This window comes from Bradyrhizobium sp. KBS0727 (assembly GCF_005937885.2).
Lineage (GTDB): Bacteria > Pseudomonadota > Alphaproteobacteria > Rhizobiales > Xanthobacteraceae > Bradyrhizobium.
In genome coordinates this window covers 2,227,580-2,244,247 of the sequence record NZ_CP042176.1, presented here as the reverse complement: position 1 = coordinate 2,244,247, position 16,668 = coordinate 2,227,580, and the positions used below count along the sequence as shown (strand labels likewise).

At 63.6% G+C, this 16,668-nt stretch carries 14 protein-coding genes; 4 read left to right on the top strand and 10 right to left on the bottom strand.

The window, feature by feature from the left end; translation table 11 throughout:
* The first annotated feature begins 123 nt into the window (after positions 1-123).
* Positions 124-807 carry a GntR family transcriptional regulator gene (locus FFI89_RS10235; protein ID WP_138835247.1) on the top strand — a complete coding sequence of 228 codons (684 nt, stop codon included), beginning with the start codon at positions 124-126 and terminating at the stop codon, positions 805-807.
* A 67-nt stretch (positions 808-874) separates the two neighbouring features.
* Here the strand turns inward: FFI89_RS10235 and FFI89_RS10230 are convergent, their stop codons facing one another.
* A complete protein-coding gene (locus FFI89_RS10230) occupies positions 875-1,696 on the bottom strand; it encodes an NAD(P)-dependent oxidoreductase (RefSeq protein WP_138835245.1) in 822 nt (273 codons plus the stop codon).
* 112 nt (positions 1,697-1,808) lie between these two features.
* On the opposite strand from FFI89_RS10230, the gene FFI89_RS10225 reads away from it, so the two are divergent.
* Positions 1,809-2,777 carry an SMP-30/gluconolactonase/LRE family protein gene (locus FFI89_RS10225; protein WP_138835243.1) on the top strand — a complete coding sequence of 323 codons (969 nt, stop codon included), beginning with the start codon at positions 1,809-1,811 and terminating at the stop codon, positions 2,775-2,777.
* A 58-nt stretch (positions 2,778-2,835) separates the two neighbouring features.
* Here the strand turns inward: FFI89_RS10225 and FFI89_RS10220 are convergent, their stop codons facing one another.
* Together FFI89_RS10220 and FFI89_RS10215 are read right to left on the bottom strand one after the other, a co-directional pair.
* Positions 2,836-4,266 (bottom strand): aldehyde dehydrogenase family protein, encoded by a 1,431-nt coding sequence (locus tag FFI89_RS10220; protein WP_138835241.1) that lies wholly within the window; start codon positions 4,264-4,266, stop codon positions 2,836-2,838.
* A gap of 197 nt (positions 4,267-4,463) precedes the next feature.
* Complete coding sequence (locus tag FFI89_RS10215) at positions 4,464-6,830, bottom strand: transketolase (RefSeq protein ID WP_138835239.1); 2,367 nt, start codon at positions 6,828-6,830, stop codon at positions 4,464-4,466.
* A 137-nt stretch (positions 6,831-6,967) separates the two neighbouring features.
* Here FFI89_RS10215 and FFI89_RS10210 point away from each other — a divergent pair, with 137 nt between their 5' ends.
* A complete protein-coding gene (locus tag FFI89_RS10210; RefSeq protein ID WP_027536530.1) occupies positions 6,968-7,429 on the top strand; it encodes an Lrp/AsnC family transcriptional regulator in 462 nt (153 codons plus the stop codon).
* A gap of 277 nt (positions 7,430-7,706) precedes the next feature.
* Here the strand turns inward: FFI89_RS10210 and FFI89_RS10205 are convergent, their stop codons facing one another.
* From FFI89_RS10205 to FFI89_RS10185, 5 genes are all read right to left on the bottom strand, one after another.
* Positions 7,707-8,789 (bottom strand): zinc-binding dehydrogenase, encoded by a 1,083-nt coding sequence (locus tag FFI89_RS10205; RefSeq protein WP_138835236.1) that lies wholly within the window; start codon positions 8,787-8,789, stop codon positions 7,707-7,709.
* Positions 8,790-8,904: 115 nt separating this feature from the next.
* Positions 8,905-9,780: a DMT family transporter gene (locus FFI89_RS10200; protein ID WP_371722506.1), complete on the bottom strand. Its 876-nt coding sequence runs from the start codon at positions 9,778-9,780 to the stop codon at positions 8,905-8,907.
* 389 nt (positions 9,781-10,169) lie between these two features.
* Entirely contained in the window at positions 10,170-11,009 is an 840-nt protein-coding gene (locus FFI89_RS10195; RefSeq protein WP_371722477.1) for an aldo/keto reductase, read from the bottom strand.
* A 101-nt stretch (positions 11,010-11,110) separates the two neighbouring features.
* The gene (locus FFI89_RS10190) at positions 11,111-12,424 is read right to left on the bottom strand and encodes an MFS transporter (RefSeq protein WP_138835229.1); all 1,314 of its coding nucleotides are present in this window, start codon (positions 12,422-12,424) and stop codon (positions 11,111-11,113) included.
* A gap of 86 nt (positions 12,425-12,510) precedes the next feature.
* Positions 12,511-13,533 carry an MBL fold metallo-hydrolase gene (locus FFI89_RS10185; protein ID WP_138835227.1) on the bottom strand — a complete coding sequence of 341 codons (1,023 nt, stop codon included), beginning with the start codon at positions 13,531-13,533 and terminating at the stop codon, positions 12,511-12,513.
* Positions 13,534-13,813: 280 nt separating this feature from the next.
* Between FFI89_RS10185 and FFI89_RS10180 the strand changes: the two genes are divergently transcribed.
* Positions 13,814-15,073: an MFS transporter gene (locus tag FFI89_RS10180; protein ID WP_138835225.1), complete on the top strand. Its 1,260-nt coding sequence runs from the start codon at positions 13,814-13,816 to the stop codon at positions 15,071-15,073.
* 93 nt (positions 15,074-15,166) lie between these two features.
* Here the strand turns inward: FFI89_RS10180 and FFI89_RS10175 are convergent, their stop codons facing one another.
* Both FFI89_RS10175 and FFI89_RS10170 read right to left on the bottom strand, forming a co-directional pair.
* A complete protein-coding gene (locus FFI89_RS10175; RefSeq protein ID WP_138835223.1) occupies positions 15,167-16,207 on the bottom strand; it encodes an aliphatic amidase in 1,041 nt (346 codons plus the stop codon).
* A gap of 68 nt (positions 16,208-16,275) precedes the next feature.
* Positions 16,276-16,617 (bottom strand): zinc ribbon domain-containing protein, encoded by a 342-nt coding sequence (locus FFI89_RS10170; protein ID WP_138835221.1) that lies wholly within the window; start codon positions 16,615-16,617, stop codon positions 16,276-16,278.
* Positions 16,618-16,668: the final 51 nt, after the last annotated feature.

Here is a 16,668-nt window from a genome sequence, read left to right as displayed (position 1 = left end):
CGCACTTAAGGGGCATGCGGAATTATTGTCAATGTTTGATAATTTTGCCGTCATATTAAGTTCGCCGACGCCAAAATCGCATCATTATTGACAATGAAGGGGTTGCTGTGCTGACTCTGGGGAATGAAAGCTCAGGCCGAGGAAGCTTCCGCGCTGACGCGCGAGGAGGAACAGGCGGAAGTCATTCGCCGCCTGGAGGAGGACATCATCTTCGGCCGCTTCGCGCCGGGTTCGCGGCTGGTCGAGGACACGCTGATGACGCGCTACGGCGCCAGCCGGCATTTCGTGCGCCAAGGCCTGTTCCAGCTCGAACGCCAGGGCATCGTGCTGCGCGAGAAGAACATCGGCGCCACCGTGCGGTTTTATTCGGCCGAGGAAGTGCGGCAGATCTACGAGGTGCGGGAGATGCTGACGCGGCAGGCGGCGCTGATGATCGCGTTGCCCGCGCCGCCAAGCCTGATCGAGCAATTAAGCGAATTGCAGCGGCAATATTGCGCCAGGGCCGATGCGCAGGATCTGCGCGGCATCCACGAGACCAACGACGCCTTCCACGTCGCGCTGTTCTCGGCCTGCGGCAATCCCTATCTGGTGCGCTCGCTGCAGGACTACATGAACCTGACGCTACCGATGCGCGCCAAGAATCTCGCCGACAAGGAAGGCCTCGCGCTGTCGCGCCGCCAGCATGAACTCATGATCGAGCTGTTGAAGGGCCGCGACAGTTGGGCGCTGGCGCAGCTTTGCGTCGACCACATGCAATTCAGCAAGTCGGACTATCTCGGTCGCATCGCGGACAACAACAATCCGTAAGTGGCCGACATTGGCCAACCGAAGAGCCCGTTCATGAAACGCGCGCCGGTGTTGGGGGAATGAGGAGTTACTTCTTCCAATCCACGACCTTGCTCTTGTCGCCCGCGAACTCGATACTGCAGAACGCACCGCCCTGATAGAAATCGCCGACCGGGTCGGGCTTGAGCTTGGCCTGCTCGGCCATCGCATGCTCACGAAAGTCCTCAGCCCTGCCGGTCGGCCGGTAGCCGAGGTCGTAGGCGCGGTGGTTATCCCACCAGGCGCGCTCGTTGTAGGAGGCGCCGTAGAGCACCTCGAAGTGAATGTCGGGATGATCGAGCCCGATCCGACAGAGTTGCACCAGGTCTTCCGGCTTCAGCCAGATCGCGAGCCGGCGATGGTCGAGCGGCGCCTCACCAAAATTGCCGATCCGGATACAGGTGACGCCGAGCCCGTATTTGTCGGCATAGAGCGCACCGACGGCTTCGCCGAATACCTTGCTGACGCCATAGCGGCTGTCCGGCCGCGCCGTGACATCGGTGCCGATGCGGTGATAGCGCGGATAGAAGCCGACCGCATGGTTCGACGAGGCGAACACCACGCGCTTGACGCCCTTCTTGCGCGCGGCCTCGAACAGATTGTAGCCGCCGATGATGTTGGACTGCAGGATATCGTCCCAGGGGCCTTCGACCGAGAAGCCGCCGAAATGCAGGATGCCGTCGATGCCGTCGCAGATCGCCTCGACCTGCGCCGGATCGGCGAGATCCGCCGCCATGAATTTCTCGTTGTTGCCGAGATCAGCCGGCGCCTTCAAGTCGCTCAGCAGCAGGTCCGGATAGATCGGCGGCAACAGCTTGCGCAAGGACGTACCGATTCCGCCGGCGGCGCCGGTCATCAATATGCGTGGCATTGCTTTCCTCTTCTCTTTTCTCTTGCTTGTTTGTGCGACCGATTTGCGGTCATTGGCCGGGAGTGATAGCAAACCAAACTGCGAGGAAACGCAACAACAACGAGAACAGCAAATGTCCGAGGCATCATCTCATGCGGCCGGCTGGCATCCGGCGACCTGTTATCCCGATCCGGCGATCCATGCGCTCGATCCGCGCTTCGAGAAATACTGGCTGAAGCTGTCGGCCGTGGAGCGGCTGACCACCGGCCTGCGCTGGGCCGAAGGCCCTGTGTGGTTCGGCGACGGGCGCTATCTTTTGTGCAGCGACATTCCGAACCAGCGTATCCTCAAGTGGGAAGAGGAGACCGGCGCCGTCAGCATCTATCGCAAGCCGTCGAACTTCGCCAACGGCAACACCCGCGACCGGCAGGGACGCCTCGTCACCTGCGAGCACGGCGGCCGCCGCGTCGCCCGCACCGAATACGACGGCTCGATCACGGTGCTGATCGACTCGTACGACGGCAAGCGGCTGAATTCGCCCAACGACGTCGTGGTGAAATCCGACGGCTCGATCTGGTTCACCGATCCGACCTTCGGCCTGCTCGGCAACTACGAGGGCTACAAGGCCAGTTCCGAGATCGACGCCAATGTCTACCGGCTCGACGGCGTGACCGGCAAAGCCACCATCGTCGCCGAAGGCGTGCTCGGACCGAACGGGCTGTGCTTCTCGCCGGACGAGAAGATCCTCTACGTCGTGGAATCCCGCGGCGTGCCGAACCGCAAGATTCTTGCCTATGACGTTTCGACTGATGGCGACAGGATCTCCAACAAGCGCGTCTTCATCGACGCCGGCCCGGGCACGCCGGACGGCATGCGCTGCGACATCGACGGCAATCTGTGGTGCGGCTGGGGCATGGGCGATCCCGAGCTCGACGGCGTCGTGGTGTACGCGCCCGACGGCGTCATGATCGGCCGCATCGCGCTGCCCGAACGCTGCGCCAACCTCTGCTTCGGCGGCGTCAAACGCAACCGCCTGTTCATGGCCGCGAGCCAGTCGATCTACGCACTCTACGTGAACACGCAAGGCGCGTTCGGGGGCTAGAACGCGAAACGCCGGAGCGGAAGGTCCGCCCCGGCGTTTGCATTTTCGTCTCGACGATTTACGCGGCGTTGTAGCCGGCGACCGCCTTGACCTCGAGATATTCCTCGAGACCGTACTTGCCCCATTCGCGGCCGTTGCCGGACTGCTTGTAGCCGCCGAACGGCGCGGTGCGGTCGTTCGGAACGCCCTGCAGGTTGACGTTGCCGGCGCGGATCTGGCGGCCGACCCGGCGCGCGCTTTCCACGGTGTCGCCGGTGACGTAACCGGCGAGACCATACGGCGTGTCGTTGGCGATCTTCACCGCTTCCGCTTCGTCCTTGGCGCCGAGGATCGTCAGCACCGGTCCGAAGATTTCTTCCCGCGCAATCGTCATGTCGTTGGTGACGTCGGCGAAGATGGTCGGGCGAACGTAGAAGCCCTTGTTGACGCCCTCGGGCAAACCGGGACCGCCGGCCACAAGCGTTGCACCTTCCTCGATGCCCTTGTGGATCAGCGCCTGGATCTTGTCCCACTGGATGCGCGAGACGACCGGGCCGATGGTGGTGCCTTCGGCGCGGGGATCGCCGGCCTTGGTCTTGTCGGCAACCGCCTTCGCAATCGCGGCGACTTCCTTCATCTTCGACAGCGGCACGATCATCCGCGACGGCGCGTTGCAGGACTGTCCGGAGTTGTTGAACATGTGCATCACGCCACCGGTGACGGCCTTGGCGAGGTCGGCGCCTTCGAGGATGACGTTCGGCGACTTGCCGCCGAGCTCCTGGCTGACGCGCTTCACAGTCGGCGCGGCGCGCTTGGCGACGTCGACGCCGGCGCGGGTCGAGCCGGTGAACGAGATCATGTCGATGTCCGGGTGCTCGCTCATGGCGGCGCCGACCTCCGGGCCGAGGCCATTGACGAGGTTGAACACGCCCTTCGGCACGCCCGCTTCATGCAGGATTTCCGCGAAGATCAGCGCCGAGGACGGCGTGAATTCGCTCGGCTTCAGGATCATGGTGCAGCCGGCGGCGAGCGCAGGCGCGACCTTGCAGGCGATCTGGTTCAGCGGCCAGTTCCAGGGCGTGATCATGCCGATGACGCCGACCGGCTCGCGCACCACGACGGCCGAACCAAGGGTCTCTTCGAAATGATAGTTCTTCAGCACTTCCAGGGTGGAGGCGATGTGGCCGAGGCCGGCGCCGGCCTGCAGGCGTTCGGCCATCGGCAATGGCGCGCCCATTTCGTCGGACACGGCGGCGCCGATGTCCTTCATGCGGCCCTTGTAGATCTCGATGATCTTCTCGAGCAGAGCGACGCGTTCCTCGCGGCTGGTCTGCGAAAAGGTCACGAAAGCGCGCTTGGCGGCGGCCACCGCCTTGTCGACGTCGGCCTTGGAGCCGAGCGCAATGTCATACATCGCCTCTTCGGTCGCCGGATTGACGACGGGCGTGGACTTCTTGACGGCGGGATCGACCCAGGCGCCATCGATGTAGAATTGCATGCGATTGACCATCGTAAACCTCTTTATTTCGGGGCGAATGTAAGGGGAACGGAAGCGTTCGGCAGGCATCCTTGCACGAAAGCTTGCGAAAATGAACCCGCCATATGCGGGATGCCGCGTTGCGGCAGGTGCTGGATATAAGGTCAGCGCGGCGATGGATGCAAGGCGTAGTGTTGTTCGTACCCTCCCCCTCCAGGGGAGGGTGGAAGTTACACCGCCATTTTGCGGTGCCGCACCGGCGCGCCCACGGTGAGGCTTTCGGCCGCATCGATGATGGCGTTGGCGTCCATGCCGTGGTGGCGGTAGAGGTCGCCGATCGTGCCGGTCTGGCCGAACGTCTCGACGCCGAGCGCCTCGACCCGGTGGCCGCGCACGCTGCCGAGCCAGCCGAGCGCGGCCGGATGGCCGTCGATCACGCTGACGATGCCGCAATCCCGCGACAGCGGCGCCAGCAGTTTTTCGATGTGGCTGAGATACTGTACGCCGCGGCGGTCGCGGCGCAATTTCCGCGCGGCGGTCCACCCGCCATGCAACCGGTCCGCTGACGTGATCGCCAGCAGCCCGACATCGCGATGGCTTTCGCCGATGAAGCCTGTAGCCTCGATCGCCTCCGGCGCCACCGCGCCGGTATAGGCAATGACGAGATCGCAGTTCGGCCCGGGCTCGCGCAGCCAGTAGGCGCCCTCGGTGATGTCCTTTTGCAGATCCGGCGTCATGATCCGCTGCGGCTGGTCCAGGTTGCGGGTCGACAGCCGCAAATAGACCGATCCGCCCTCGCCGGCTTCGCGCTGCATGTGCGCAAAACCCCACCCCATGATCACGGCCAGTTCATCGACAAAGGCCGGCTCGAACGAGGCCAGCCCATCCTGCGCCATTCCGATCAGCGGTGTGGCGATCGACTGGTGCGCGCCGCCTTCCGGCGCCAGCGTGATGCCCGACGGCGTCGCCGCCACCATGAAGCGCGCGTCCTGGTAGCAGGCATAGTTCAGCGCATCGAGGCCGCGCTGGATGAAGGGATCGTACAGTGTGCCGACCGGCAGCAGCCGCGCGCCGTTGATCGCATGCGACAGGCCCAAGGCCGACAGCAGGATGAACAGGTTCATCTCGGCGATGCCGAGCTCGATATGCTGGCCCTTCGGCGAATAATCCCAGTTGAAGGTCGAGGGGATTTTCTCCTGCCGGAACAGGTCGGCATTCTCGGCCTTGGCAAACAGCCCGCGGCGGTTGACCCAGGCGCCGAGATTGGTCGATACGGTGACGTCGGGCGACGCGGTGACAATGCGCGAGGCCAGTTCAGTGTCGCCGCGCGCGAGTTCGTTCAGCACCAGCCCAAAGCCCTGCTGGGTCGACATCTGTGCCGCCGGCTTGAACGCCAGCTGCTGCGGCACCTCGATCACGGGCGCGGTCAGGCGGCGGCGGCCGTCGCGGTTGAACGGCGCCTCCGCCAGAAACGCTTCGAGCTCGGCTTGCGTCTTCGACAGGCCCTCGAACTTGTCCCATTCATGGCCGGGCCGGATGTTCTGCGTGGTGCGCCACTTCTCCATCTGCGTCGGCGTCATCAAGCCGGCGTGGTTGTCCTTGTGGCCCTGAAACGGCAGGCCGACGCCCTTGATGGTGTAGGCGATGAAGCAGACCGGGCGATCGTGATCGATGGCTTCAAATGCCTCGATCATGCTGGCCATGTCATGTCCGCCGAGATTGGACATCAGCGCCAGCAATTCCTCGTCGCTGCGCCGGTCGATCAGTTGCGACACCTGGCCCTGGTCGCCGATGTCGTCTTGCAGATGCTTGCGGAAGGCGGCGCCGCCCTGGAAACACAGCGCGGCATACATCTGGTTCGGGCAATTATCGATCCAGTTCTTCAGCGCTACGCCGCCGGGCTCGGCGAACGCCGCCTGCATCAGCCGGCCGTATTTCACGATCACCACATCCCAGCCGAAGTTGCGGAACATGGATTCGAATTTTTCCCACAGCCCTTCGCGCACGACGGCATCAAGGCTCTGGCGGTTGTAGTCGACGACCCACCAGGTGTTGCGCAGGCCCTGCTTCCAGCCTTCCAGCAACGCCTCGAAGATATTGCCCTCGTCCATCTCGGCATCGCCGACCAGCGCGATCATCCGCCCCTCCGGCCGGTCCTTCATCCAGCCGTGCGCGCTGACGTAATCCTGCACCAGGGAGGAGAACAGGGTTTGCGCGACGCCGAGGCCGACCGAGCCGGTGGAGAAATCGACGTCGTCGGCATCCTTGGTGCGCGACGGATAGGACTGCGCGCCCTTGTAGCCGCGGAAATTTTCCAGTTTGTCGCGGGTCTGATGCCCGAACAGATACTGGATGGCATGAAATACCGGGCTGGCATGCGGCTTCACCGCGACGCGGTCCTGCGGACGCAGCACCGCGAAGTATAGCGCCGACATGATGTTGGCGAGGGACGCCGACGAAGCCTGATGGCCGCCGACCTTCAAGCCGTCGACATTGGGCCGGATATGGTTGGCGTTGTGGATCGTCCACGACGACAGCCAGAGAACCTTGCGGGCCAGTGCGGACAACAGTTCCAGGCGTGCGGGTTCGATTCCCATGGCAATGCTCCGGGCATCACAATTATCGGCCGATTTTAGCGGGCCGGCCACTGTCAAAAATCTCAAATTTTCGCGACATACCTGCCAATATTGGGATAAATTCCCAAGAACAGACCTCAAACCACGGGTTCATCCCAATGCAAGCCCTCGATGCCATCGACCGCAAGATCCTCGGCCTGCTGCAGTCCGACAGCCGCATGACCATGCAGGAACTGGCCGACAAGGTCGGCCTGTCGGTGTCGCCCTGCCATCGCCGGGTCAAGCTGCTGGAACAGCGCGGCGTCATCACCCGCTATATCGCGACCGTCGACCAGAAATCGCTCGGCTTGCATGTCAGCGTCTTCATCTCGATCAAGCTGGCGCGGCAGAAGGAAGAGGATCTCAATCGCTTTGCCAAGGCGATTTCGAAATGGGACGAAGTGCTGGAGTGCTATCTGATGACCGGCAACCGCGACTACCTGCTGCGCGTCGTCGCCGCCGACCTGTCGTCCTACGAGGCGTTCCTGAAGAACAAGCTGACGCGTCTCGACGGCATCGCCTCGATCGAGTCGAGCTTTGCGCTGAGCCAGGTGAAGTACTCGATCGCGTTGCCGGTGTGAGATCGTCGTCCCCACGTCATCTGAACCTGTAGCCCGGATGAGTGCAGCGATATCCGGGGCGGTGATAGAGGAGTCTCGGATTTCGCTGCGCTCATCCGGGCTACGAATTTAACGTCATTGCGGGCGCAATGAGGGCGGATACACGTTCGCGTTCTCGCGGCGCGATGCGCCCGGAGTTTTGCAGGAAAACCTTGCCCTCCCAAAATACAGAGGGCGCGGGAAAGACCGGGTGCGCGCTGCACCCGCGGTCTCGCGTGCGATTGCACAAGCAGCGCCCCTACCGCCACGGTTCGACGATGATCTTGGTGTGCGCTTCCGGATTGGCGAGATCGGCGAAGGCTTTGGCAACGCCATCGATGCCGACGCTGGCCGTCACCATCGAAGCCGCGTCGACCTTGCCTTCCGCGATCAGGCGCAGCGAATACGCGAACTCTTCCGGCGTATAGGCGAGCACATACTGGACATTGAGTTCCTTCACGATGCCCAGGAACGGCTCGGAGCGGTCGGTCTCCATGCAGACGCCGACCACGACGATGCGTGCATCGCGCGGCGCACCCTCGAACACCTGTTGCAGCAGGCCGGGAATACCGACGCATTCGAAAATCAGAGCCGGCTTGAGCGCCGGCAGCATGGCCTGCAACGGCGGCCGCGCGGCCTTCTGTTCAGGAGACATCTGCGCATGTTCGGCCCAGGTTGCGTAAGGCTGCGAGCGCGCGGGATCGACGACGATATCGGCGCCGAGTTTTGCGGCGAGCGCGCGCCGCGCCGGCGAATAGTCCGCCGCAACGATCGGGTGCACTCCCTTGATCTTAAGCGCCGCGATCACGGCGAGCCCGACCGGCCCGCAACCGATCACCAGCGGAACCTCGTCGCCGCGGATGCCGGCTTTTTCGACGGCGTGAATGCCGACGGCCAATGGTTCGGTCAGCGCCGCATGCTCCGGCGCCAGCCCGTTGGGAACTTCGAGCAGCAGCGGTTCGCTCAACACCATGCGTTGGGCATAGGCGCCGATATTCTCGTTGGAATAGCCGATGGCCTGGATGCCGCGCGGGGTCAGCAGCGCAGGGAGCGAACATACATGCGCGCCGGGCTTGAACTTGCGCTGCGTGCCCGATCCGTAGTCAAGCACCTCGCAGCAGAATTCATGGCCGAACACGACGTCGCGGGAAAGGTCCATCGGCTTGCGGCCGGGAAGAAATTTAGCGAGGTCGACCATGCGGTGGGCGTGCTTGCGCGCGTGCAGGTCGGAACCGCAAATGCCGCAGGCGAGCGACTTGACCAGCACCTGGCCCGGACCCGGCTTGGGCTCGGGCATCTCATCGACGACGATCTCGCCGTTCCGAAAAATAGCTGCGCGCATCGGCGTTCTCTCCTGTGGTTTTCCCTGTCATAGCACAGAGACCGACCGGGAATAGCCGACGCAGGAAATGTTGTAGGAGACCAGCGCAGGAACACGCCGGCGAGGGAGAAATCGCTCAGGCGTTGGGCGACGGCTCCGCCGGCACCGCCAACAATTGCGAGCGCCGCACCCGTTCGCGATGGGCGGTATAGAGCCCGCTAGCGACGATGAAGCCGGCGCCGGTCACGGTCCAGACGTCAGGGACCTCGCCGAAAATCAGGAAGCCGAGGATGCTGACCCAGAGCAACTGGGTATACGAAAACGGCGCCAGCACGGAGGCGTCGGCGTAGCGGAACGCCAGCACCACGATCCACTGACCGAGCGTCGAGGCAACGCCGATGAAAATGCCGAAGGCGATATCGTGCCAGGTCGGCGCTACCCAGACCGACGAAACCAGTCCCGAGAGCAGGACCACGCCGACGATCGACGAATAGGCCATCACGGTGATGGCGCGCTCGGTGCCGCTCATCATCCGCGTGATGATCAACGTGCAGGCCCAGGCCAGCGCCGAGACCAGCGGAAAGAACGCTGCGGGGTGAAACGCGCCGGTGCCGGGGCGCAGGATGATGATGACGCCGATCAGGCCGACGCCGGTCGCGATCCAGCGACGCAGGCCGACCTTTTCACCAAGGAATACGATCGACAGCGCGGTGACGAGCAGCGGCGCGACGAAGCCGGTGGCGGAAGCCTCCGCGATCGGGAGAAACCGCAGGCCGGAGATGAAGAACAGCGACGAGCCCAGGATCGTCAGGCCGCGCAGCAGATGCAGGCTGAGCCGGTTGGTCTGCAGCGCAAACAGCGGCGAACCCGGCACCATCGCCGGCACCATGATCATGGCGAACGTCAGGAACCGGATCCAGGTGATCTCGATCGAGGGCAACGTCGCCGACAGGTATTTCGCGGTCACGTCGGAGGTGCCGAGAAAGATCGTCGAGGTCAGAATCAGCGCGATGCCCTTGAACGGATGATCGGCGCGCGCGGGCGCCCCGGGTACGCGCGCGGGCGCCCCGGGTACAAGGGCCTTGGGCGCGGCGGACTTCTTCTCGGGCGGCGTTTTCTCGGGCAACGCCAATTCGGCGCTGTCCAGCCTGACGGCTGCGGCGGGGGGCGGTGTCACGGCAATCTCGAAAGACAGAAATGGTCGACTCGGGCGAGGTGATAAAAAACACCAATTGCACCGATGCGACTAGGCCCGAAAACAGGATGCGGATATGCAGTACCAGGCGCGGCAGCCTGCCACGGCCGGCGCCACGCCGCGATTGCAACATTTTGTTAAGAACTGTGTACCCATCGGGTCCGTGCGATTTCTTCTTCACCTCGCCCCGCTTGCGAGGAGCCTCCCTACAGCATCGGCAGGGCGCGCGGTTTCGGGCCGCGCGGGAATACCTTGTCGAGCGCTGCGATCTCATCGTCGCTGAGCTTCAGATCGCCGGCACCGGCATTGTCGGCGGCGTGTTGCGCGCTCGCGGCTTTCGGAATCGCCAACACCGAAGGCGCGCGCGTCAGAAAGCTGAGCGCGACCTGACGCGCGGTGGCCTCGTGCACGTCGGCAATGCCCTGCAACAGCTCGCCTTGCTTGCTGCGTGGCGACGGGAAATCGTCATGGCCGAACGGCGAATAGGCGACGACGGCAACACCGTGCTGCTCGCACCACGGAATCACCGCGTGCTCGATCGCGCGCTCCTGCAGATGATAGAGCACCTGGTTGCAGGCGATGCGGCCCCTGCCGGCAACCGCCAGCAACTGGCTGAGATCGTCGGTATCGAAATTGCTGACACCCCAGGAGCGGATTTTTCCGGCGCGGATCAGTTCGTCGAATGCCGCCACGGTGTCTCCCAGCGGATAGGATCCGCGCCAGTGCAGCAGGTAGCAATCAAGCCTGTCCGTTTTCAACCGCTTCAGTGAGCGCTCGCAGGCTGCGATGGTGCCGCGCCGCGAGGAGTTGCTCGGCAATACCTTTGAGACCAGGAACAGGTCATCGCGTTTTCCCTCGATCGCGTCCGCGATCACGAGTTCCGCATCGCCATACATCTCGGCGGTGTCGATGTGGGTCATGCCGAGATCGATGCCGCGCCGGAGCGCCGCCACCGCAGCCTTGCGGTCGCCGCGGTCGAGATACCAGGTGCCCTGCCCGATCACGGACACATCGGGACCGCCGTTGCCGAATTTCTGTGTTCGCACGATCGCCTCACGTTCGCTGCGCCCCATTCGCAGGGGACTCTAAGGCGGGCGTTCATAAAATCGAGCGAAAAGTAACGCAGCGGCGACAATGCGGTGGCGTCCTAACGGGTGCCGATCCTGCGCGGCAGGAATATCAATAGTCCCGTCGAGACAAACGCCACCAAGGCAGCAAGCTGAAAGGTCTGACGGAAGGCTTCGAAGAAGCCGTGCCTGATTTGCAGAATTTCAAAAACCATCAGAACAACCGAGGCTGCGGTTACGGTTCCCAGCGTCCGCGTCAGTAGCGCAAGACTGCCTGCGACGCCGCGATCGCCGAGTGGAAGTGCGGCGGTCACGATGTCCGAATAGGCCAACTGGAACAGGCCGAGACCTACGCCCTGCACGATCAGGCCTGCGACCAGCAGGGCCGTCGCGGTCTGCTCCGTCCAAGCACTCAGCAACAGAAGACCGGCGCCAATCACGGCGGCGCTCGCGATCGCCAGCCGCTCGGCAGAGACCAGCCGCTCGATCAGACGACCGCCGATTGGCGCAGCCAGCACGGCACCCGCCGCACCCGCGGCCAGGATCGCGCCGCTCCCGGCAAGCGTATGGCCGGGCACTCGTGCCAGATAATAGGGCACCAGCAGCCAGACCGAAAATGCGGCCAGATTGGCGGTCACGCTGACGAGGTTCAGCAGCGCAAAGCCCGGCGACTTGAGAATTTCGGGCGCGATGATCGGGCGTTCCGCGCGGGACTGGCGGAAGCCAAAGCCTGCAAAAGCCACGACGGACAGCAGTCCGAGCCAGACGGCGGAGAACTCGCGCAATCGATTCAGCGCCAGCAGCATCGTCACCAGGCCGACTATCAGCGCGATGCCGCCCAAACTATCGAAGCGGTCGCCCGTTTGGCGCGGTGGCGGTGCGGGCATGCCACGCAACAGCAGCAGTGCCGCAATCGCGATCGGTATGCGGAACCAGAACACCGCCGGCCAGTCCCACACGGCCGTCAAGGCGCCGCCGAGCAGAGGACCGAGCATCAGGCCAAGCGCCATCATCATGGTATAGATACCGAGCGACCGGCCGCGCCGCTCCTCGCCATAGAGCGATGTCACCAGCGCCACGCCGCAGCTCAGGACGAGCGCCGCGCCCACGCCCTGCAGGCAGCGGAACAACAGCATCGCGCCGTAGCTCGGCGCATAACCGACCAGCAGCAGCGCCACCGCGCTCCAGATCAGGCCGGTCCGGTAGACGAGGGCATGACCGATGGTGTCGCCGATGCGCCCGAGCGCGAGCAGCAGACTGGCATAGGTCAGGACGTAGCAAATCACCACCCACTGAATATCCGGGATCGCGAGATCGAATCCCCGGGTGATGGCGGGAAAGGCAATATTGACCGAGGTATCGAGCTGCGCCGTCGCCGTGCCGAGCCCGATCATCGCGACCTGCCACCGCTTTGAACGGAGCAGGCCGGCGGAAGCGTCGGGGGAACCGGGTTCGGGGTTTGAAGGCACGTTGAACCGGTTCACGCCGGCGCGAAGGCGATCGCGCCGTTGCCATCGACCTCGCGCGTCAGCCTGCCGAGCGAGGCCAGCAGGTTCAGATGGGCCAGCGACTCGCCAAAGGCCTGGCGCGGATTGGCGTACAGCACCCGCGGGAACACCTCCTGCGCGATCATAAACGCCGTCGTCTTGCCTGTGACGACGGAGGCCACGTCGTCGAGCCGGGCCGTGTGATGTTCCCGCATCTGGGCGAGCCGTGTGTGCAGCCCACGGAACGGCAGGCCGTGCGACGGCAGCACCAGCGTATCCGCCGGCAGCGCTTCGAACCGCGTCAGCGACTCCAGATATTCCTGCATCGGGTTGGCATCCGGCTGCGCCGACGGCACGATCACCGACGGGGTCATATGCGACAGGATCTGGTCGCCTGAGATCAGGATATTGTCGTTTTCGCAAAAGAACGACGCGTGCTCCGGCGAATGCCCGCCCGTCGTGATCACCCGCCACTCGCGCTGCCCCATCGCGACCATATCGCCGTCGCGGATGCGGATGAACTCGCGCGGCGGCCGCAGGCCAAGATATTTTGACTTGCGCAGCGAGCCGATGATGCCGGCGGCCTCCTCATCCGAGGCGCCGTTGCGCGTCATGAAGGACTTGAGCTGCTCGTCCGGTCCGTCCTCACGTTCGTGCCACAGTTTCCAGCCGCTGAGCCATTCCGCCAGCGGCATGCGCACCGTGCATTTCGATTCCTTCACCAGATAGCTGGCGAAACCGAAGTGATCGAGATGCGCATGGGTGAAGGTGAGATTCTGCAGCGGACGGCTGCGCAGCAAGCCGCGCCACAGCCTGTCCCATATTTCAAAGATTTCGTCGGTGTCAAAGCCGCAGTCGACCAGGGTCCACCCCGGTCCGTTGTCGAGCAGCCAGCAATTGACGTGATTGGGCAGCGTCGGCATCGGTAGCCGCACCCAGAACAGCCCGGGCAGCAGGTCCGTCAGTTCGCCATAGGCCGGCGGGCGCGGGACGGTGAATTGCAGATCGTCGAACATGTGTTACCCGCCCCACCCATTATCGCTTATTTCCAGCCTGCACCCGAATGAATGGTGCAATGCGGGACGTCCCTGGAGAACGGGACAGCGCGATTATTCCGTCAGCTTACGCGATTTCCTCAGCGCATCAACGCCGCCTCGAATTTCGGCGGATCGGCGAGATCACAGGAATCTCCGACGCGAGCCTTGAGAAGAAGTCATTTTTCCTAGAACGTAAAACGTTTCCGCGCCGGCCCCGGCTGCGCGGCGTTCCCGAGATCAATTGGGCAAGAATAATAATATGGACGCAATGTCACCCCGATCCGGGCTCAGGCCGGAAATCGATCTGGCCGAGAGCCTCGACCGGCGCGCGCATCGCAACCTCCTGCTGCTCGCCTGCTGCCAGGCCGTCGGCCAATCCTGCAACACCATGATGTTCGCGGCGACCGGGCTGTCGGTCATCACCTTCTATCATCGTCCCGACCTCGCCAATCTGCCGGTCACGATGCAGCATATCGGCGTGATGATCTGGGTGTTCCCGGCGGCGCTCTTGATGCAACGCGTTGGCCGCAGCATCGGCTTTCGCGTCGGCTCTTTGTTCGGCATGGCCGGCGCCATCGTCATGTGTCTCGGACTCTACACCGGCAACTTCCTCGTCATGTGCGGCGGCGGCCTGATCCTCGGCTACGCGGTAGCCTGCCTGCAGATGTATCGCTTTGCCGCGGCGGAGCTGGTGCCGATCCACTACCGCGCCAAGGCGATTTCATGGGTCACCGCCGGTGGCGTCGCCGCGGCCGTGATCGGCCCGAGCCTGGTGCGCGTCACCCACGATCTGACGATGCCGCTTTATCTGGCGACCTATGCCGCCATTCTCGGCCTGCACGCCATCGTGTTTACGATCATGTCCTTCATCACCTTCCCGCCGGTCGCGGTGGCGGCTTCAACCGCGAGCCCAGCCGAGATCGCCGCACCTCCGCGCCCGCTGTGGGAGATTGCCAGTCAGCCGCGCTTTATCGCCTCGGCGATGGCCGGCATGCTGGCGTTCGGAACGATGTCATTTATCATGAGCGCGTCGCCGCTCGCCATCGTCGGCTGCGGCTTTCCGCATTCGGAAGCCCACTGGGTCATCTTCATGCATGTGCTCGGCATGTTCGTGCCCTCGTTCTTCACCGGCAACCTGATCAACCGGCTCGGCGTGACGACGGTGATGGCGATCGGCATCGTGCTGATGCTGGCCGGCGTCGCGGCGGCGCTCAGCGGCACCGCCGAATGGAATTTCCGGATTGCGCTGGCCGTCAACGGCGTCGGCTGGAATTTCCTGTTCGTCGGCGCCACCACGCTGGTGACGACCTGCTACCGTCCGAACGAGCGCGGCAAGGCGCAGGCGCTCAACGACCTGCTGGTGTTCAGCACTACCGCGACGTCGAGCTTCATGGCCGGCTTCCTGCAGGACCGCTGGGGCTGGCAACCGCTCAACTGGTTCTCGATGCTGCTGATCGGAGCCGCCGCCTTGGCCGTGATATGGCTTCGCTACCAACGTCCGATGTTGAGCCCTGCGTAGGGTGGGTTAGGCGAAGCCGTAACCCACCAACTTCGTGCCGCGCGGATGGTCCGGACGGTGGGTTACGCTTCGCTAACCCACCCTACGAAGCCCTCAATAGTTCGTCCCTGTCTTTTCGTTCGGGATGCCGTCGATCGGGCACTCTTCGGTGCCGGCGGTCGGGCGGGTCATGGCCTCGACCATCTCGCGGGTGCCTTCGGGATCATTGATCCACTTCTTGTAGAAATCGTAGGGACAGGCCGCGACGCCGCGCGGGCTTTCGCCGGAATTGATCATGCCGGTGTAGCCGCGATGCACCAGCTTGTAGAGATGATTCTGCGACTGGCCGGTGCGGCGCGCGTCGCGGATCAGGCTCTTCGAGAGCTGGGCATACTGGATGCCGTATTCCTCCTCGCCGGTCTCGCCGAGGGTGCGGCCGTCGAAGCCGATGATCGCGGAGTGACCGAAGTAGGAATAGACGCCGTCGAAGCCGGCGGCATTGGCGACCGCAACATAGACGTTGTTGGCCCAGGCCATCGCCTTGGAGATCAGGATCTGCTGTTCCTTGGCCGGATACATGTAGCCCTGGCAGCGCACGATCAGCTCGGCGCCCTTCATGGCGCAGTCGCGCCAGATTTCCGGAAAGTTGCCGTCGTCGCAGATGATCAGGCTGACCTTCATCCCCTTCGGGCCGTCGGAAACATAGGTGCAGTTGCCGGGATACCAACCTTCGATCGGCACCCACGGCATGATCTTGCGGTACTTCTGGACGATCTCGCCCTTGTCGTTCATCAGGATCAGGGTGTTGTACGGCGCCTTGTTCGGATGCTCCTCGTGGCGTTCGCCGGTCAGCGAGAACACGCCCCAGACCTTGGCCTTGCGGCAGGCTTCCGCGAAGATCGCGGTCTCTTCACCCGGCACGGCCGAAGCGGTCTCGTACATCTCCTTCTCGTCGTACATGATGCCTTGGGTGGAATATTCCGGGAAGATCACCAGATCCATGCCCGGCAACCCCAGCTTCATCCCCACCAGCATGTCGGCGATCTTGCGCGCGTTGTCGAGCACCTCCGCCTTGGTGTGCAGGCGCGGCATCTTGTAATTGACGACCGCCACGCCGACGGTGTCGTTGCTCGAGGAAATGTCACCGTGGAGCATGGGGATCTGCCTTCTGTTTTGATTTGAATTTTGCCGTCGATGAGACCGAAATCATTCGCCATCGCGCGTCAGTGGCTGATCATCCAGGGCCGCGCGGTCGGAAAGCTCTTGGCGCCGCTGCGGGTCTGCTTCACCAGCCGCGACGGTTTCTTGGTCGAGCAGCAGCCGCAGCCGGGGCCGTGCGAGGCCTTGTATTCGGCCAGCGTCTTCGGCGCATGGGAGCTGCGCTCGTTGGTGGCGGCTGCTTTGCGCTTGTCGGACGGCATGCAGAAGAACGCCGGCGCGGTCAGGATCACGCGCGGCGATTCACTTTCGCACTGCGGACAGTCCTGCGGATCGTCGCATTCCGCCATCGGCCGCATGTCCTTGAACGGGCCGCAATCGTTGCAGAGATATTCATAGACGGGCATTTGTGTTTCCTCGCGCGAGACTCTCGATAAGAGCGACGGCGGATGCGGGGC

Coding starts and splice junctions, on each gene's coding strand:
- FFI89_RS10235 (WP_138835247.1), top strand. CDS start 124: ATGAAAGCTCAGGCCGAGGAAGCTTCCGCGCTGACGCGCGAGGAGGAA.
- FFI89_RS10230 (WP_138835245.1), bottom strand. CDS start 1,696: ATGCCACGCATATTGATGACCGGCGCCGCCGGCGGAATCGGTACGTCC.
- FFI89_RS10225 (WP_138835243.1), top strand. CDS start 1,809: ATGTCCGAGGCATCATCTCATGCGGCCGGCTGGCATCCGGCGACCTGT.
- FFI89_RS10220 (WP_138835241.1), bottom strand. CDS start 4,266: ATGGTCAATCGCATGCAATTCTACATCGATGGCGCCTGGGTCGATCCC.
- FFI89_RS10215 (WP_138835239.1), bottom strand. CDS start 6,830: ATGGGAATCGAACCCGCACGCCTGGAACTGTTGTCCGCACTGGCCCGC.
- FFI89_RS10210 (WP_027536530.1), top strand. CDS start 6,968: ATGCAAGCCCTCGATGCCATCGACCGCAAGATCCTCGGCCTGCTGCAG.
- FFI89_RS10205 (WP_138835236.1), bottom strand. CDS start 8,789: ATGCGCGCAGCTATTTTTCGGAACGGCGAGATCGTCGTCGATGAGATG.
- FFI89_RS10190 (WP_138835229.1), bottom strand. CDS start 12,424: ATGATCGGGCTCGGCACGGCGACGGCGCAGCTCGATACCTCGGTCAAT.
- FFI89_RS10185 (WP_138835227.1), bottom strand. CDS start 13,533: ATGTTCGACGATCTGCAATTCACCGTCCCGCGCCCGCCGGCCTATGGC.
- FFI89_RS10180 (WP_138835225.1), top strand. CDS start 13,814: ATGGACGCAATGTCACCCCGATCCGGGCTCAGGCCGGAAATCGATCTG.
- FFI89_RS10175 (WP_138835223.1), bottom strand. CDS start 16,207: ATGCTCCACGGTGACATTTCCTCGAGCAACGACACCGTCGGCGTGGCG.
- FFI89_RS10170 (WP_138835221.1), bottom strand. CDS start 16,617: ATGCCCGTCTATGAATATCTCTGCAACGATTGCGGCCCGTTCAAGGAC.